This is a genomic window from Sphingomonas paludis (assembly GCF_053502515.1).
The window spans coordinates 425,394-441,215 of record NZ_CP187558.1; the positions used below are offsets into that span (position 1 = coordinate 425,394).

General features: G+C 68.0%; 16 protein-coding genes and 1 tRNA gene. 4 read left to right on the plus strand and 13 right to left on the minus strand.

From position 1 onward, the window contains the following. Window positions 1–3: 3 nt before the first annotated feature. Window positions 4–528, minus strand: a complete 525-nt coding sequence (locus ACPVPU_RS01970; protein WP_448659249.1) for a hypothetical protein — start codon at window positions 526–528, stop codon at window positions 4–6. 83 nt (window positions 529–611) lie between these two features. On the opposite strand from ACPVPU_RS01970, the gene ACPVPU_RS01975 reads away from it, so the two are divergent. Further along, window positions 612–688 (plus strand) — tRNA-Arg (locus ACPVPU_RS01975). A gap of 130 nt (window positions 689–818) precedes the next feature. Here the strand turns inward: ACPVPU_RS01975 and ACPVPU_RS01980 are convergent. The 10 genes from ACPVPU_RS01980 to ACPVPU_RS02025 form a co-directional block, all read right to left on the minus strand. Continuing rightward, entirely contained in the window at window positions 819–1,676 is an 858-nt protein-coding gene (locus ACPVPU_RS01980; protein ID WP_448659250.1) for a sugar phosphate isomerase/epimerase family protein, read from the minus strand. A 52-nt stretch (window positions 1,677–1,728) separates the two neighbouring features. Beyond that, window positions 1,729–2,127 carry a c-type cytochrome gene (locus tag ACPVPU_RS01985; RefSeq protein ID WP_448659251.1) on the minus strand — a complete coding sequence of 133 codons (399 nt, stop codon included), beginning with the start codon at window positions 2,125–2,127 and terminating at the stop codon, window positions 1,729–1,731. Window positions 2,128–2,222: 95 nt separating this feature from the next. After that, window positions 2,223–3,419 carry a Gfo/Idh/MocA family protein gene (locus tag ACPVPU_RS01990; RefSeq protein ID WP_448659252.1) on the minus strand — a complete coding sequence of 399 codons (1,197 nt, stop codon included), beginning with the start codon at window positions 3,417–3,419 and terminating at the stop codon, window positions 2,223–2,225. Continuing rightward, on the minus strand, window positions 3,416–4,222 hold the full coding sequence (locus ACPVPU_RS01995; protein WP_448659253.1) for a 3-keto-disaccharide hydrolase: 807 nt from the start codon (window positions 4,220–4,222) through the stop codon (window positions 3,416–3,418). Before ACPVPU_RS01995 ends, ACPVPU_RS01990 begins: the two co-directional genes overlap by 4 nt. 17 nt (window positions 4,223–4,239) lie before the next feature. Further along, window positions 4,240–5,154 carry a hydroxypyruvate isomerase family protein gene (locus tag ACPVPU_RS02000; RefSeq protein ID WP_448659254.1) on the minus strand — a complete coding sequence of 305 codons (915 nt, stop codon included), beginning with the start codon at window positions 5,152–5,154 and terminating at the stop codon, window positions 4,240–4,242. After that, entirely contained in the window at window positions 5,151–6,455 is a 1,305-nt protein-coding gene (locus tag ACPVPU_RS02005) for an MFS transporter (RefSeq protein WP_448659255.1), read from the minus strand. Before ACPVPU_RS02005 ends, ACPVPU_RS02000 begins: the two co-directional genes overlap by 4 nt. 46 nt (window positions 6,456–6,501) lie before the next feature. After that, window positions 6,502–7,548, minus strand: a complete 1,047-nt coding sequence (locus ACPVPU_RS02010; RefSeq protein WP_448659256.1) for a sugar phosphate isomerase/epimerase family protein — start codon at window positions 7,546–7,548, stop codon at window positions 6,502–6,504. A 68-nt stretch (window positions 7,549–7,616) separates the two neighbouring features. Beyond that, on the minus strand, window positions 7,617–9,296 hold the full coding sequence (locus ACPVPU_RS02015) for a GMC oxidoreductase (protein WP_448659257.1): 1,680 nt from the start codon (window positions 9,294–9,296) through the stop codon (window positions 7,617–7,619). Between the two features lie 73 nt (window positions 9,297–9,369). Next, entirely contained in the window at window positions 9,370–9,921 is a 552-nt protein-coding gene (locus tag ACPVPU_RS02020) for a gluconate 2-dehydrogenase subunit 3 family protein (RefSeq protein ID WP_448659258.1), read from the minus strand. A 280-nt stretch (window positions 9,922–10,201) separates the two neighbouring features. Beyond that, window positions 10,202–10,825: a c-type cytochrome gene (locus ACPVPU_RS02025; RefSeq protein WP_448659259.1), complete on the minus strand. Its 624-nt coding sequence runs from the start codon at window positions 10,823–10,825 to the stop codon at window positions 10,202–10,204. Window positions 10,826–10,962: 137 nt separating this feature from the next. Between ACPVPU_RS02025 and ACPVPU_RS02030 the strand changes: the two genes are divergently transcribed. The 3 genes from ACPVPU_RS02030 to ACPVPU_RS02040 all read left to right on the plus strand — a co-directional run bounded on the left by ACPVPU_RS02030 (window position 10,963) and on the right by ACPVPU_RS02040 (window position 14,078). Next, a complete protein-coding gene (locus tag ACPVPU_RS02030) occupies window positions 10,963–11,853 on the plus strand; it encodes a prephenate dehydratase (protein ID WP_448659260.1) in 891 nt (296 codons plus the stop codon). Between the two features lie 94 nt (window positions 11,854–11,947). After that, window positions 11,948–13,294 carry a TldD/PmbA family protein gene (locus ACPVPU_RS02035; protein ID WP_448659261.1) on the plus strand — a complete coding sequence of 449 codons (1,347 nt, stop codon included), beginning with the start codon at window positions 11,948–11,950 and terminating at the stop codon, window positions 13,292–13,294. Next, entirely contained in the window at window positions 13,287–14,078 is a 792-nt protein-coding gene (locus ACPVPU_RS02040; RefSeq protein WP_448659262.1) for a 3'(2'),5'-bisphosphate nucleotidase CysQ, read from the plus strand. Before ACPVPU_RS02035 ends, ACPVPU_RS02040 begins: the two co-directional genes overlap by 8 nt. 4 nt (window positions 14,079–14,082) lie before the next feature. Here the strand turns inward: ACPVPU_RS02040 and ACPVPU_RS02045 are convergent, their stop codons facing one another. Together ACPVPU_RS02045 and purE are read right to left on the minus strand one after the other, a co-directional pair. Then, the gene (locus tag ACPVPU_RS02045) at window positions 14,083–15,162 is read right to left on the minus strand and encodes a 5-(carboxyamino)imidazole ribonucleotide synthase (RefSeq protein ID WP_448659263.1); all 1,080 of its coding nucleotides are present in this window, start codon (window positions 15,160–15,162) and stop codon (window positions 14,083–14,085) included. Beyond that, entirely contained in the window at window positions 15,159–15,647 is a 489-nt protein-coding gene (gene purE, locus ACPVPU_RS02050; RefSeq protein ID WP_448659264.1) for a 5-(carboxyamino)imidazole ribonucleotide mutase, read from the minus strand. The genes ACPVPU_RS02045 and purE overlap by 4 nt, the downstream gene beginning before the upstream one ends. Window positions 15,648–15,822: the final 175 nt, after the last annotated feature.

Here is a 15,822-nt window from a genome sequence, read left to right on the forward strand (position 1 = left end):
CGTTCAGCCGGCGGGTGCCAGCTGCTGTTCCAGCCGGGCGATCAGCGCCCGGCGATCGGCCAGCGCCTGCCGCGCCTCGGCCAGGCGGGCGGCAAGCGCCGGATAGGGCGCGGCCCCGGAAATGCCCCGGTCGCCGTCCAGCCGTTCCAGATCGACCACCAGCCCGGACAGGGTGTCGCGGCGCAGATCGAGCTGACCGATCGCCAGTTGCGCCGTCAGCCAGCGGTCGCTGCCCGCGGCACTGCCCCGCGCGGCAGCCACCGCGCGTTCGGCATCGCCCTGCGCCGAATCGAATGCGGCCAGCGCTTCGGCAAAAGCGGGGTTGATGCGGGCCAGTTCCGAATCGATCGCCGGATCGGCGGCCGGCACGGCCGGTTCCGCAGGATCGGCCGGCCGGGGCCGGGCGACCCCGCCCTGTTCCACCGGACGGGGCAGCAGGCTGGGATAATCGCCGCCCGTGGTGGCGCACCCGGCCAGCGGCAGCAGCAGCGCGATCGCAAGACCGGGCGAAAGGGGGTGGCGGGCCATGGCCCGTCTCTATGCGTTGCACCAAAGCCGCGCAACGGGCTTGCATCATCCGAAAACCCCCTCTATCAGCGCCACTCCATTGCGCGCCCGTAGCTCAGCTGGATAGAGCATCAGACTACGAATCTGAGGGTCGGACGTTCGAATCGTTCCGGGCGCGCCACCATCCCCCCGACGGCTTGTCATGCCGGGCGGGGGATTTTTTTGCCCGGCGTCGGTGGCGGCAGGTCGGGCGGATGGCCCCGCCGGGGACGCGCCGTTGCCGACCCGCCCCCGGACACGGAGCTGCCGGATCAGAAGCCCAGCCGCTTCATCCCGGCAAAGCTGTATTCCACGCTGCCGAATTCGTCGGGGCGATAGGGCAGTGCCGCAAAGTCGTTTTCGACGAACAGGTGGCGGACTCCCGCCTTGGCGTTTTTGGCGAAGATCGCGGCGAAATCGATCGCGCCCGATCCGACGCTGACCATCACGCCGTCGGTGGTCCTGTCCTTGACGTGATACGACACGATGTTGCCGGCCAGCCGGTCGATCCACGCCATCACATCCTCGCCCGCTGCCACGGTCCAGAACAGGTCCAGCTCGATCTTGACCAGCGCACGGTCGGTGCCGGCCAGAAGGATGTCCATCAGGCTTTTGCCGTCATGCTTAACCGTGAACTCGAAATCATGGTTGTGATAGGCGAGCTGCATCCCGGCGCGCTGGGCGCGCTCGCCGAACCGGTTGAGATCCGCCACCAGCTTGCGCCACGGCTCCGGCGCGCGCTGATCGGGCATGGCATAGGGGATGACGAGCAGGCGCGTGCCGAGCGTCCGCGCGCGTTCGACGACCGCATCCGGCTTTGCCAGCATCTGATCATAGGGGACGTGGATCGACGGTGCGGTCAGCCCCAGCCGGTCCTGGGTCCGGCGCAGCATGGCGGCATCGAGCTGATCATAGCCGCCGCCGCCATATTCGACCTCGCGGTAACCAATGCTGGCGACGCGTTCCAGCGTGGCAACCGGATCCTTCTGAAACGCAGCGCGCACGGTGTAGAGCTGAAGCCCAATGCCGCTGATCGCGCCGGATTGGGCCAGCAATGCGGGGCCACCCGCCACCGCCGTGCCGCCAAGAAATGCCGAGGCCGCCAGAGCCTGTCGACGGGTCAGTTGCATGATCGTCCCCTCCTTGTTTGCTGATCGATGCCGGCGTTGCCGCGCCGGGCGGTTATTTCGACCCTTCGGCCTTGAGATAGGCGATCAGCGCCGCCCGCTTGGCCGGATCGTTGACGCGGGTGACCATCTTGGTTCCGGGCACCAGGCCGGCGGGATTGGTCAGATAGGCGTCCAGTTTCTCTTCAGTCCACACGACCCCGGACTTGGCGAGGGCGGGGCTGTATTTATAGCCGGCGACCGAAGCGGCCTTGCGCCCGACGACGCCGTGCAGATTGGGGCCGACGCCATTGGGTCCGCCCTTGGCCAGGCTGTGGCACGCCTTGCACTGGGCAAAGGCGACGGCACCGGGCGACGCGGCCTTTTGCACGGGGGCGGCGTGACCGCCGGTCAGGGCGACGACGGCCGCGCCGCCCGCGATGGCGGCGGCCAGGGTGATTGCTTTAACCTTCATGCGTTCATTCCCTCCATCGGGCGCAGCGGCGCCCGTCAAACTTGTCCAGCCCCGGTTTATGGACCAGCGGCGCTGAACCGGCGATTGCCGGCCGGTCAGCCCCCGCCCTGCCGGGCGGCGTCCAGCACCGCATCGAGCCGGGTCCATTTGTCGTCGCCGGCCGAATTGACGACCGCCGCCTGAACGAAGCTCATGGTGCGGATGCCGTCGGTAATGCCGGGGAACCAGTCGGGCGTTCCGGGAGCGGGCACCGTGTCCGCCCCGGCATGGATCGACCGGCCGAATGCGCGGTACAGGTTGGCGAACGCCTCCAGATACCCCTCCGGATGGCCGGAGGGCGTGCGCTGGCGCCCGACAGCCAGCGGGTCGAGCGCCGGGCCGCCCGTGCGCAGCATCTCGACCGGGCGGTCGTGCCAGCGGATGACGAGCGTGTTCGGCTCCATCTGTCGCCATTCCATGCCGCCGCGCTCGCCATAGATGCGGATGCGCAGGCCGTTTTCCTCGCCCGCCGCAACCTGGCTGGTGCGCAGCGTGCCGGTGGCCCCGCCCGCCAGCCGCAGGAGCACCGCGACATCGTCGTCCAGCCGGCGGCCGGGCACATGGATGCTCAGCTGCGCGCTGACCGCATCGACCGACAAGCCGGTGATGTGTTCGGCCAGTTGAAACGCATGGGTGCCGATATCGCCGATACAGCCACCCAAGCCGGCCATTGCGGGGTCGGTGCGCCATGCCGCCTGTTTCTGACCCTCGGCATCGATCGCGGTGGTCAGCCAGCCCTGAAGATATTCCACCTCGACCAGCCGGATCGCGCCCAGTTCGCCGCGCGCGATCCGCGCCCGGGCCTCTGCCACCATCGGATAGCCGCTATAGGTGAAGGCCAGCGCATAGAGGCGGCCGGACCGAGCGACCGCCGCCTCGATCTCCAGCGATTCGGCCAGGTTGAGCGCCATCGGCTTTTCGGAAAAGACGTGGAACCCCGCGTCGAGCGCGGCGATGGCCGCCGGTTTGTGCAGATGGTTGGGCGTGACGATGGCCAGCGCCTGCATCCGCTGATCCGCGGGCAGCGCCTGCTCGCCCGCCAGCATCGCATCCAGCGTGGCATAGGCGCGGTCGGGCGCGACATGCACGGCGGCGGCGGAGCGCGCGTTGCGCGCCGGATCGCTGCTGAAGGCGCCTGCCACCAGGTCCCATTCGCCGTCCATCGCGGCGGCAATGCGGTGGACGGCGCCGATGAACGCCCCCTCCCCGCCGCCGACCATGCCGTAGCGCAGCCTTGGGATCGCGCCGCTCATTCGCCAGCCTCGTCCAGGGTCAGCGGGCGGACCCAGATGTTGCGGAACGATACCGGCGAATCATGGTCCTGAAGCTGGATGGGCAGCGAATCGCCATGGGGTTCATAGGTAGCGACCTTGCGCCACACCGTCGTGCCCAGCATCCGCTGGCGGTGCTGGACCAGCACGCCGTTCAGGAACACGGTGACATAGGCAGGGCGTTCGACCTTGCCCGCCGCATCGAACCGGGGGCGTTCAAAGACGATGTCATAGCTTTGCCATTGGCCCGGCGGCCGCGACGGATTCACCAGTGGCGGTTTCCAGCCATAGATGGCCCCCACCGTGCCATCGGCATAGGTCGGGTTCTGATAAGCGTCGAGGATCTGCACCTCGTAGCGCTGCATGAACGAGATGCCGCTGTTGCCGCGGTCCTGCGACGTACGCTCCGGCGGGTTGGGCGAGCGGAACTCGAGGTGAAGCTGGACATCGCCGAAGCCCTGCTTGCTGATCAGCGTGCTGTCCTTGCCGCCGACGCGGGGCGGCACCGTCAGCACCCCGTCGCGCATCAGCCAGGGCACGCCGGTCGTCGTCCAGGCATCCATCGACGTGCCGTCGAACAGCACGGTGGCATCGGACGGGGCGGCCCCGACCGACGGGCCGGGGGTCACCACGGCCGGGGCCGGCCGGTCGGGATCGTGGACGCGCCATTTGCCGTCGGGCAGCATGGGCGTATCCCGGAAACCGGGCTTGTCCTGTGCCATCGCCGCCGCAGCGACCGCGACGATCAGGCCGGTTGCGGCCAGACTTGCCTGCCAGTGCTTCACCTTCGATGCTCCTTCGATCAGGCCGGGTTGATGGCGCGATAGGCGGCGGCCAGCCGTTGCTCGCCCGGGCGTCCGGCAACGGTGTTGCCATGTTCCATGCCGATCACCCCGGCATAGCCGCGCCGTTTCAGCCAGGCGCAGATATTGGCATAGTTGATTTCGCCCGTGCCCGGTTCCTTGCGGCCCGGATTGTCGCCGAACTGCAGATAGGCGATTTCGTCCCAGCAGGTATCGAGCGTGGGGATCAGCTGACCCGACTGGATCTGTTCGTGATAGAGGTCGGCCAGGATCTTGACCGACGGACTGTTCACCGCCCGCGCGACCAGATAGCCCTGGGCGATCGACTGCAGGAACACGCGCGGATGATCGGTGCGGGTGTTGAGCGGTTCCATCACCATGACGATACCGTGCGGGGCCATGATGTCGGCGGCGCGGCGCATGACGTCGATGACGCGCGCCGACTGGATGTCCATGGGCACGCGCGGGTCGAGAAAGCCCGGAACGACGGTGGTCCAGCGGGCATTCAGCCGTTTGGCGACGGTGACGGCATTGCGGATGTCCGCCAGGAACGCCTGACGGTCGCCATCGTCATTGCCGCCCAGCACCGGGCGATAGTCGCCCCAGCGCGGCATGGAGGCGACGAAGACACCCATCGTCATGCCGCGCTGCGCCAGCGCACGGGCCATCGCCTCCTGTTCCGCCACCGGACGCCCGGCGGCTTCGTTATCCTCCCATGCGCGAAAGCCGAGATCGGCGGCATAGGCGATCTGGTCAAGCCGGTTGCCCCGGCTGGCGAAGCTGCCCTCATGCGGGGCGAAGTTCAGCGCAAAAGGCGCACTGCCCTGCGCCGGCCCGGCGGCGAGGCCGCCCGCCATCGCGGCACCGGCCAGCCCGGCCCCGCCGACCAGGACGGTGCGGCGGCTGGCGCTCACGCCGCCTCACCCGCCAGCTGCGCGCGGGACTTGCCCCGTTCGCGCAGGATGACGATGCCGAACACGACCAGCAGGATCATCGGCAGGATGGCCAGCCGGGCAAAGGACAGAGACGCCGCCGCGTCCTCGACGGCCAGTTTCGCCTCGCCCACCAGCGCGGCATAGGCGTCGGCCCCGCCGGCAAAGCTGATCTTTGCCTCGTCATACATCGCGCCCAGGCGCGGCAGCACGACATAGCTGGCCAGCGCGCCCGCCGACCCGACCAGGCCCATCGCCCATGCCCCGCCGCGCGGATAGCGTTCGGCGACCGATGCCAGCATGGTCGGCCACATCACGCAGACGCCCAGACCCCAGACCGTCGATGCCGCGATGGCAGCGACCGGCGACTGGGCCAGCGACAGCATGTAGAGGCCGATCATGGCGAGCAGGCTGGACAGCCACAACAGGCCGGGGTTCGATATCTTGTTCGCCAGACGGCCCGCAAAGTGGCGGAAGATGAACATGAGCGCGTTGACATAGACGAGCAGCAGGATGCCGCGCATCCCGACCCGGTTGGTCAGCGCCACGTCGATCCACTGACCCGGGGCCAGTTCGGACGCGGCGGTCAGGAACATCGCGCCGAACCAGATGAAGAAGCTGGGGCGGCGGAACACCTCGCCCATCATCTCGCCGAACGACACGCCGCTCTGCGCGCGCAGCGGCGGCGGGAAACGGGTGGTTGCCGCCACGGCGACGGTGATGACGGCGGGAATGATCGTCAGGCCGATGATCGCCTGCCACGGCAGCACATCGCCCAGGAAAAAGCCGAGCAGGCCGCCGATGATGATGCCGCCGGGGAACCAGGCGTGCAGCACGTTCAGCCGGTGCGTTGCCTCTTCGGGATAGATTTGCGCGGTCAGCGGGTTGATCGCCGCTTCGCACAGGCCCCAGCCGATCCCGCTGAGCAACATGCCGAACCAGACAATGGAATAGATGCCCATGCCGCTGGCCAGCTTGCCCGCCAGCACGATGGCGAGCGTGCCGACGATGAAGCACAGGCCGCTGCCCAGCAGCATCCGTTTCATCCCGATCTGGTCGAGCAGCGCGCTGGTGACGAACAGGGTGATGGCAAAGCCGAGAAATGCAGCGCCGAGTGCGCCCGCGATCAGCTCGCCCGCCTGAAGCGGCGCGACGGGATCGATCCATTCCGCCTTGAGCCCGCCGGCGATCGCACCGCGAAACGCAAGCCCCGCGGCGGCGGTGAACAATGCCATGACGCTCAGCCAGAACAGCCGGGTCCGGTCAAACGCGCCCTCGATCACTGCCTCATCCCCTTGTCCCTTTATCATCATTGGCCGCGATGCGGGTTCAGCCGTCCAGGCCGAGCAGCCTGCGGTTGACGGCGGGATCGCTGCCCGCCGCGAAATCGTCGAATGCGCGTTCCGGCCGGCGGATCATGTGCGCAGCGATGAAGGGCGCACCCTCGCGCGCGCCGTCCTCGGGATGCTTCAGGCAGCATTCCCATTCCAGCACCGCCCAGCCGGCATAGCCATATTGGGTGAGTTTCGAGAAGATGCCCCCGAAATCGACCTGCCCGTCACCCAGCGAGCGGAAGCGGCCCGGCCGATCCACCCAGTCCTGGAACCCGCCATAGACGCCCGACCGGCCAGTGGGATTGAGTTCCGCATCCTTGACGTGGAACATCCGGATACGGTCGTGATAAATGTCGATGAACTGGAGGTAATCCAGCGCCTGCAGCACATAATGGCTGGGGTCGAACAGGATGTTGGCGCGCGGGTGATTGTCGACCAGCACCAGGAACCGTTCATAGGTCACGCCGTCGTGCAGATCCTCGCCCGGATGGATTTCATAGGCGACGTCGACGCCCTGTTCTTCGAAGGCATCCAGGATCGGCCGCCACCGTTTGGCCAGCTCGCCGAACGCTTCCTCGACCAGTCCCGCCGGGCGTTGCGGCCACGGATAGAGATAGGGCCAGGCAAGCGCGCCGGAAAAGGTCGCATGGGCGTTCAGGCCAAGGCGGCGGCTGGCCCTTGCCGCCAGGTGAAGCTGCTCGACCGCCCATTGCTGGCGTGCCGACGGGTTGCCGCGCAGCGCCTCTGGCGCGAACCCGTCGAACGCCGTGTCATAGGCGGGGTGGACCGCGACCAGCTGGCCCTGCAGATGCGTGGACAGTTCAGTGATCTCGACGCCCGCCTCGCGGCAGATGCCGGCGATTTCGTCGCAATAATCCTGGCTGTCCGCCGCCTTGGCCAGATCGATGCAGCGCGCATCCCAGGTCGGGATCTGCACCCCGACATAGCCGGCATCGGCCATCCATTTCGCGGCCGAGGCCAGCGTGTTGAACGGCGCGTCGTCCGACATGAACTGCGCCAGGAAAATCGCCGGACCCTTCATGCGCCACCCATTTCGTCATGCTTCATGCGACTGTCATTCCCTGATCATGGTCGAGCCGGACCGGCCGTTCAGATTTCGCCCGCCTTGATCGCCTTGACGGCATGGTCGGCCGCCCGGGCGGACAGGGCCATGAAGGTCAGCGACGGATTGACGCAGGAGATGGAGGACATCTGTGCCCCGTCCACCACATAGACATTGGCGGCATCGTGCAGGCGGCTGTGCCGATCGACCACGGACTGGCGCGGATCGGCGCCCATGCGCGCGCCGCCCATTTCGTGGATGCCGTCGCCGGGCACGTTTTCGCCCCGGCCCGAGGTGACGTTGAGCAGCCCGGCGGCCTTCAGCATCGCCTCTCCCTGCACCCGCGCATCCTCGATCAGCTTCATCTCGGCATCGCGGAAGCGGACGTTGAACTGCGCCTGCGGCATCCCGAACCGGTCCTTCTTGGTCGGGTGCAGCGTCATGCGATTGTCTTCATAGGGCAGGCATTCGCCGAACGCGCCCATGCTGAACCGCCACGGGCCATAGGCGCGCATCGCGTGCTTCATTTCGGCACCGAATCCGGGCGCCATCACTGGCCCGCGCGAGGCCGAACCCTGATAGCCATAGCCGCGGGTGAACCCCAGCCCCTCGTCCCCCGCCAGGTTGCGGAAGCGGGGGAGATAGACGCCGCCGGGCCGGCGGCCATATTCGATCACGTCCATGTTGCCCGGCACATCGCCCGAGGCATAAGTGCGGAAGATGTGATCCATGACATAGCGGCCCAGCGTCCCGCTGGAATCGAACGCGCTGGTCTCGCGGCCGTCCATCCGGCTGTTCAGCAGGATCTGGACGGTCGCCGCGGTCGAGGCACCCAGCATGATCAGCCGGGCGTTGATGATTTCCGCCTGGCCGGTCTTGGTATCTACCACCCGCACCCCGGTCGCCCGCTTGGTCCGGGGATCGTAGATCAGATTGGTGACCAGCGCATCGGACCGCAGCGTCATGTTGCCGGTCGCCTCTGCCGCGGGCAGCGTCACCGCCTGGCTGGAGAAATAGGCACCGAACGAACAGCCCCGTCCGCACTGGTTACGGAACTGGCATTTGGTGCGGCCCTGTTCCGGCTTGTCCTCGGTCATGTTGGACAGGCGGGCATTGATCAGCTTGCGCCCAGGAAGTGCCGTTTCCAGCCGTTCCTTCACCCATTTTTCAGCGACGTTCATCGGCATCGGCGGCTGGAAATCGCTGTCGGGCAGATAATCCAGATTTTCGCGGCTGCCGGAGATGCCGGCATATTGTTCGACATAGCTGTACCAGGGGGCCAGATCGTCATAGCGGATCGGCCAGTCGATGCCGTGGCCGTCGCGCTTGTTCGCCTCGAAATCCATCGGCGCCCAGCGGAACGACCAGCGGCCCCAGATCAGCGACTTGCCGCCGACGGCACCGGGGCGGATCCAGTAGAACTTGTCCCCGTCCTCATAGGCATAGGGATTCAGCCGGTCGTTGTTGTAATGCTTCTTCGCGCTGGGCGAGACATAGCCGTAGCGGGCGATGAAATAATCGCTGTCGCGTTCGCGCACCGGCATCTGGTCGCGCGCCGGGATTTCGAACGGGGCCTTGCCCTCGTAATCGTAATTGCCGTGTTCGACCATCACCCCCCGGTCGAGGACCAGGACCTTCAGCCCCTTTTCCGTCAGTTCCTTGGCGGCCCAGCCACCGCTGATGCCCGATCCCACTACGATCGCGTCAAACCGATCCGTCATCGCCACTCAACCCGTTTCATCAGAGAAATACCTGTGGTTCCTGTCCATCGGCGCGGGCCGGGGCGCGCGCCGGCGGCGATCAGCCGGTCATGATGCGGCCCACCTCCGCATAGGGATAGGCACCGTCGTAGCGGCCGGGGACCGGCAGATAGACCCGTTCCTGGGTGATGCCGATTTCCGAGGTGTAATAGCCGAACAGCACCATCTGCTTGAGCGCCGGAAAGAAGGCCGGATCGCCCAGCTTGCCGTTCATCGATTCGGTCAGCAGCGCATCGAGCTGTTCACCGGTAAGCGACGCGCCCGGCTTGCCATGATCGGCAACGGCCCGCGCCTCGACCGCGTCCAGGCCGCCGGTGACCAGCACGGCGTCGGCGGGAAGCGCCCATTCGCTGAGCAATTGTTCGATATAGGCGGGCACCTCCGCCGCCTTTGCCCCCGGCGTATCGGTGGCCGGGACGATGCGTTCGCTGAGTTCGGTCAGCAGCGCGCGCTGCGCCGGGGTGAACAGCGGCTGGGCGGGCGACTGGTGCGGGACGATGGCCCCCGCCGCCTCTGCCCGGGCAAGCGGCGCGAACAGGGACGCCCCCATCGCCGAAACCAGACCCCCGATGACCATGCGCCGATCAACCATGCCCACTCCTATGTCTGGCGCTGTCATCGCGCCGCGATTTGTTTCCCGACGGTATGATCATCTTGGTTTGATGGATCAATCGGGTTGTTCGCAAAATGCGATGCAGCGATCCTGACACCGCTGTCGGGGCCGTTATGGCAAAGGGGGAGGCGAACAATCAACCCCCATTAAATCCGATTTATTCCGGCAACAGCAAAAAGCCCGCCCCCGACTGGCGGGGACGGGCGAACCGGTTCGGAAACGGGCGAGCGGATGAAGGACCGCCCGACCGGGGCCGCGATCAGGGGGCGACGTTGCCCATCGCATCGGCAGGCGCATCGGCGGCGGCCGCCGCCGCATCCCCCTCGGCCGCCGGAGCGGCTTCCTCTGTCGCCGGGGCGGCGGGCAACGGCAGGTTCGACCCCTGAGCGTTCAGATAGGCGATGACATTGGCGCGGTCCTCGGGCTTGGCCAGTCCGGCAAAGGTCATCTTGGTGCCCTCTGCATATTTGCGCGGGCTTTTCAGCCACTGGTTCATCGCTTCGAAGTCCCAGTTGCCGCCCACCGACTTCAGTGCGTCGGAATAGGCGAAGCCGGCAACCGCGGCATGGGGCTTGCCCATCACCGCCCACAGGTTCGGGCCGATGCCATTGGCCCCGCCCTGGTTGATCGAATGGCAGCTGGCGCACTTCTTGAACACTTCGGCACCGGCCGCGACATCGGCGGTCTGCATCAGGGCCGCGATCGGGGGTTCGGCAGCCGCGCCGCCGCCCGAACCGCCGGCCGGTTCGGCCTCAGCGACCGGATAGCCCTGCTTTTCAGAGCCCTCGCCATGATAAACCATCCCGCTCGCAATCGACAGGCCCAGCGCCGCTGCGCAACCCGCCAGTACCCAGCCTGCGATCGTGTTCGTCCGATTTTCCATGTTCTGCGCGCAATCCCGCCTGATGATAGGTCGTCGGGGGTCCTTTAACTACGCAGATGCAGCACCGCAACCCGTGCGATTGCCGATCAACGGCCCATTCTTGCACCCGCGCCGGGGGGCGGCTAAGCGCCCCCGCCATGCAGCAATTCGCCGCCCCCGCCCGCGCGCTTGTCGAGCGCATGACCGCCACGGCCCTGGCCGAGCCGGCGCGCGCGGTCGCTTTTCAGGGCGCGCCGGGGGCGAACAGCCATGTGGCGGCGCTGGAAGCGTTTCCGCAGTGCGCGCCGCTACCTTGTTTCAGTTTCCTGGAAGCGATCGATTCGGTGCGCGACGGCCGGGCCGATTGCGCGATCATCCCCATCGAAAACTCGCTGCACGGCCGGGTGGCGGACATCCATTTCCTGCTGCCCGAATCCGGGCTGGTGATCACCGGCGAGCATTTTTTGCCGATTCGGCACGCGCTGCTGGGGCTGGGGCCGATCGAGGCGGTCCGCCGGGCGATCAGCCACGAACAGGCGCTGGGCCAGTGCCGCCACTGGTTGCGGGCGCACGGCATTGAGCCGCAGGTCTACGCCGATACCGCCGGGGCGGCGGCGCTGGTCGCGGAAACCCGCGACCCCGAGGTGGCGGCGCTTGCCCCACCGGGCGCGGCGGCGCTGTACGGCCTGACCGTGCTGGCGAGCGACATCGCCGATGCCGATCACAACACCACGCGGTTCGTCGTCCTGGCGCGCCAGGCACCGGCACTGCCCGCCCACGGCCAGCAAATGACGACATTGGTGTTCGAGGTGAAGAACGTGCCCGCCGCATTGTACAAGGCGATGGGCGGATTTGCGACCAACGGCGTCAACATGACCAAGCTGGAAAGCTATCAGTCCGGGGCCAGTTTCGCCGCGACCCAGTTTTACTGCGACATCGAAGGCGCACCGGGCGATCCGGCGGTGGACCGCGCACTGGACGAGCTGCGCTTTCACTGCAAATCGGTCCGGTTGCTGGGCAGTTATCGCCAGGCACGCAAGCGCGGCTGACCGGGCGTATCCGGCGCGGATTTCAGGGGCGAAAGCGCAGGCATCGGCCCCAAAGCGCTTTGCGCGCCCCGACCGACATCCTATGTCCCGTGTCATGCTGACCGTTGACCAAGCCGTTGCCCACGCCGCCGCCGCCGTCGAGGCCGCTGCCCGTGCCGGGGCGGATGCCGCCGATTCCCTGATCGCCGCAGACCGCGCCATCGGCGCATCGGTCCGGCTGGGCGTGCTGGAGGATGTCGACCGGTCTGAGGGGACCGAGCTTGGGCTGCGCGTCTTTGTCGGCAAGCGATCGGCAAGCGTATCGACCAGCGACCTGTCCGAAGGCGCGCTGGCGGCGATGGCCGAGCGCGCCGTCGCCATGGCACGGCTGGCACCGGAGGACGACTGGGCGGGGCTCGCCCCCGCCGAACGGCTGATGCACGGTGCCGCGCCCAGCCTGCACCTGGACGATGGCGGCGATGCCGATCCCGCCGTGCTGAAGGAACGCGCGCTGGCGGCAGAGGATGCCGCACGGGCCGTCCCCGGCGTCGCCAACAGCCAAGGCGGCAGCGCGAGCGCGCATCGCGGCATCACCGCCCTGGCGACGAGCAGCGGGTTCGCGGCCGGATATGCCGCCACCAGCTATGGCGTGTCCGCCAGCGTCCTGGCGGGCGAGGGTGGCGCGATGCAGCGCGATTATGCCCATCACAGCGCGCGGCATCAGTCGATGCTGGAACCGGCGGCGCTGGTGGGCGCGCGGGCGGGCGAGCGGGCGGTTGCTCGGCTGAACCCAGCGCGGATCGACAGCGGGCCGATGCCCATCGTCCTTGACCCCCGGGTGGGCAGCAGCCTGATCGGCCATTTGCTGGGCGCGATCGCCGGGCCGGCCATCGCGCGCCGGACCAGTTTCCTGTTGGAGGCCATGGGCACCCGGATCTTTCCCGCCGGCATTACGATCATCGACGATCCGCATCGGCCCCACGGCCTGCGGTCGCGCCCGTTCGATGGAGAGGGACTGCCGGTATCGCCCATGGCCATCGTCGCCGACGGCGTCCTGCAATCCTGGTTGATGGATTCGGCATCGGCCCGCCAGCTTGGGCTGGCCCCGACGGGGCACGCCGCACGGGGGCTTTCCGGGCCGCCGGGCGTGTCGGCCAGCAACGTCCACATGGAACCCGGCACCATCCCGCCCGATACCATGATCGGCGACATCCGCCGGGGCCTGTACGTCACCGAGCTGATCGGCCAGGGGGTCAACGGCATCACCGGCGATTACAGCCGGGGGGCGGCGGGGTTCCTGATCGAGGACGGCGAACTGACCCGGGCGGTGCAGGAAATCACCATTGCCGGCAATCTGACCCGGATGTTCCGGGAATTGACCCCGGCCAACGACTTGGAACTGCGATACGGCATCAACGTCCCGACCCTGCGCATCGACGGGATGACGGTGGCGAGTGGCTGAACCCGGCATCGACGCCCTGGCCCCGGCCATTGCCGATGCGGTGCGAAACGCAGGCGATCTGGCCCATGCGCGCTGGCAGGGTGCGTTCGATGCGTGGGAGAAATCCCCCGGTCAGCCGGTATGCGACGTCGATCTGGAGGTCGACGAGCATCTGAAACAGGCGCTGGGCCGGATCGATCCGGCGGCGGGATGGCTGTCGGAGGAGACGATCGACCGGTCCGACCGGTTGCAGCGGCGACGGGTATGGGTGGTCGACCCGATCGACGGCACCCGCGATTTCATCCGCCGCCGCCCCGGCTGGGCGGTATCGGTGGCGCTGGTGGACGGGGATCAGCCGCTGATCGCCGTGCTGCATGCCCCGGCGACCGACCGGCTGTGGGTCGCGCAGGCGGGGGCGGGCGTGACGATGAACGGTGCGCCGATCGCCGCATCGCCCCGCACCGACATCATCGGCGCGCGCGTGCCGGCAGACGCCCTGCCCCGCACCGACCGCGACCTGGTGGCGGTGGCCAAGCCCAACAGCATCGCGCTGCGCATCGCCATGGTGGCGGCGGGCGAGGCGGATCTGCTGGCGACGCTGCGCTGGGGCCATGAATGGGACATCGCCGCCGCCGTGCTGATCGCGCGCGAAGCGGGGGCAACCACCACCGACGCGCTGGGCCGCAAGCTGCGGTTCAACACGCCGCGCGGTCAGGCGTTCGGCGTGGTGGCCGCAGCGCCGGGCATCCACGATGCCGCCATCGCCCGGTTGCGACCCCAGGCCGTGGCGGCGCTGGGGCGATAGCCGGTTAAAGCGGGGCGCGGGTGACGCGGGTGACGTGCCCCATCTTGCGGCCTGGGCGAATCTCCGCCTTGCCATACAGATGCAGATGCGCGCCCGCCTCTGCCAGCAGGTCGGGCCAGCGGCGCGCGGCATCGCCGATCAGGTTTTCCATTTCGACCGATCGGCCGGTCAGCCCCGTCGGGCCGAGCGGCAGGCCGCAGATCGCCCGGATATGGTTTTCGAATTGCGAGGTTTCGGCCCCTTCGATCGTCCAATGGCCGCTATTGTGCACACGCGGGGCCATTTCGTTGAACACCGGCCCGTCCGCCCCGCAGAAAAACTCGAGCGTCAGGACGCCGACATAGCCGAGCCGGTCGGCCACCCGCCCCGCCAGCGCCGCCGCTTCCGTCCACTGCGCCGCGACCGCCGCCGGTGCGGGCACCTGCGACGTGGCGAGGATGCCGTCGACATGCGTGTTCAGGGGCGGCGGATAGCCCTGGATCGAGCCATCGGCACCGCGCGCCAGGATGACGGAGAATTCGTGATCGAACCGGACGAAGCCTTCAAGGATGGCGGCATTGCCGCCGATCGCCGCCCAGGCCGCATCGGCATCCGCCGCCGTGGCGAGCCGCGCCTGCCCCTTGCCGTCATAGCCGAAGCGGCTGGTCTTGAGGATCGCGGGGGCACCGATCCGGGCCAGCGCATCGTCCAGATCGGCGCGGGTTTCGACCACCGCCCAAGGCGCGGCCCGCCCGCCGAGCTGTTCGACGAAGCGTTTTTCCAGCACCCGGTCCTGCGCCGTGCGCAGCGCGGCCACGCCCGGCCGCACCGGCACGCGTCCGGCCAGCACGTCGATCGGTGCCGCCTCGATATTCTCGAATTCATAGGTGACGACGTCAACCGCATCGGCAAAGGACGCCAATGCCCCGGCATCGTCATAGGCGGCGCAGGTAAAGGCGTTGCAGATATCGTTCGCCGGGCCGCTGGCAGGCGCCAGCACATGCACCCGGTACCCCAGTTGCGCCGCAGCCACGCCCAGCATCCGGCCCAGTTGTCCCGAACCGATGATGCCGATGGTCGAACCGGGGGGCAGGGCCATGGTCATTGCGGCGCATCCGCCACGCTGTCGGTCTGCGCCGCGCGCCAGGCGCGCAGCCGTTCGGACAGCGCCGGATCCGACGTGGCCAGGATCGCCGCCGCCAGCAGGCCGGCATTCGTCGCCCCCGCCTTGCCGATCGCCAGCGTGCCGACCGGGATGCCGCCGGGCATCTGGACGATCGACAACAGGCTGTCCATGCCCGACAGCGCCTTTGATTCCACCGGTACGCCAAGCACCGGCAGGTGGGTCATCGCAGCCGCCATCCCGGGCAGGTGCGCCGCGCCGCCGGCCCCGGCGACGATGACCCGCAAGCCGCGATCCGCCGCACCGGTGGCATAATCGACCAGCCGCTGCGGAGTGCGGTGCGCGGATACGACCTTGATTTCATGCGGCACGTCGAGCGCGGCCAGGGCATCGGCGGCGTGGCGCATGGTTTCCCAGTCGGATGTGCTGCCCATGATGATGCCGACCACTGGCTGCCGCTCGGCCATCCCATCCCCCTTTGCACGCTCTACCGTCGAAAGTTGCCGGGGGGTTAGCGGCGACGCGCGCCAAGAGCAACGGACATTGCGGGATGATAGCGCTAACGCCCACCACGCATTAACCCTGTCCCGCAAGTGCGTGACATGACTTGCTGCGCTGCAGCATGTAAAGGGTCACCGGTTC

Bases quoted from the DNA above. Each gene is read 5' to 3' on its own strand.
- purE (WP_448659264.1), bottom strand. From the start codon at position 15,647: ATGGCCGAGCGGCAGCCAGTGGTCGGCATCATCATGGGCAGCACATCC.
- ACPVPU_RS01985 (WP_448659251.1), bottom strand. From the start codon at position 2,127: ATGAAGGTTAAAGCAATCACCCTGGCCGCCGCCATCGCGGGCGGCGCG.
- ACPVPU_RS01990 (WP_448659252.1), bottom strand. From the start codon at position 3,419: ATGAGCGGCGCGATCCCAAGGCTGCGCTACGGCATGGTCGGCGGCGGG.
- ACPVPU_RS02025 (WP_448659259.1), bottom strand. From the start codon at position 10,825: ATGGAAAATCGGACGAACACGATCGCAGGCTGGGTACTGGCGGGTTGC.
- ACPVPU_RS01980 (WP_448659250.1), bottom strand. From the start codon at position 1,676: ATGCAACTGACCCGTCGACAGGCTCTGGCGGCCTCGGCATTTCTTGGC.
- ACPVPU_RS02045 (WP_448659263.1), bottom strand. From the start codon at position 15,162: ATGACCATGGCCCTGCCCCCCGGTTCGACCATCGGCATCATCGGTTCG.
- ACPVPU_RS02030 (WP_448659260.1), top strand. From the start codon at position 10,963: ATGCAGCAATTCGCCGCCCCCGCCCGCGCGCTTGTCGAGCGCATGACC.
- ACPVPU_RS02020 (WP_448659258.1), bottom strand. From the start codon at position 9,921: ATGGTTGATCGGCGCATGGTCATCGGGGGTCTGGTTTCGGCGATGGGG.
- ACPVPU_RS01970 (WP_448659249.1), bottom strand. From the start codon at position 528: ATGGCCCGCCACCCCCTTTCGCCCGGTCTTGCGATCGCGCTGCTGCTG.
- ACPVPU_RS02035 (WP_448659261.1), top strand. From the start codon at position 11,948: ATGCTGACCGTTGACCAAGCCGTTGCCCACGCCGCCGCCGCCGTCGAG.
- ACPVPU_RS02010 (WP_448659256.1), bottom strand. From the start codon at position 7,548: ATGAAGGGTCCGGCGATTTTCCTGGCGCAGTTCATGTCGGACGACGCG.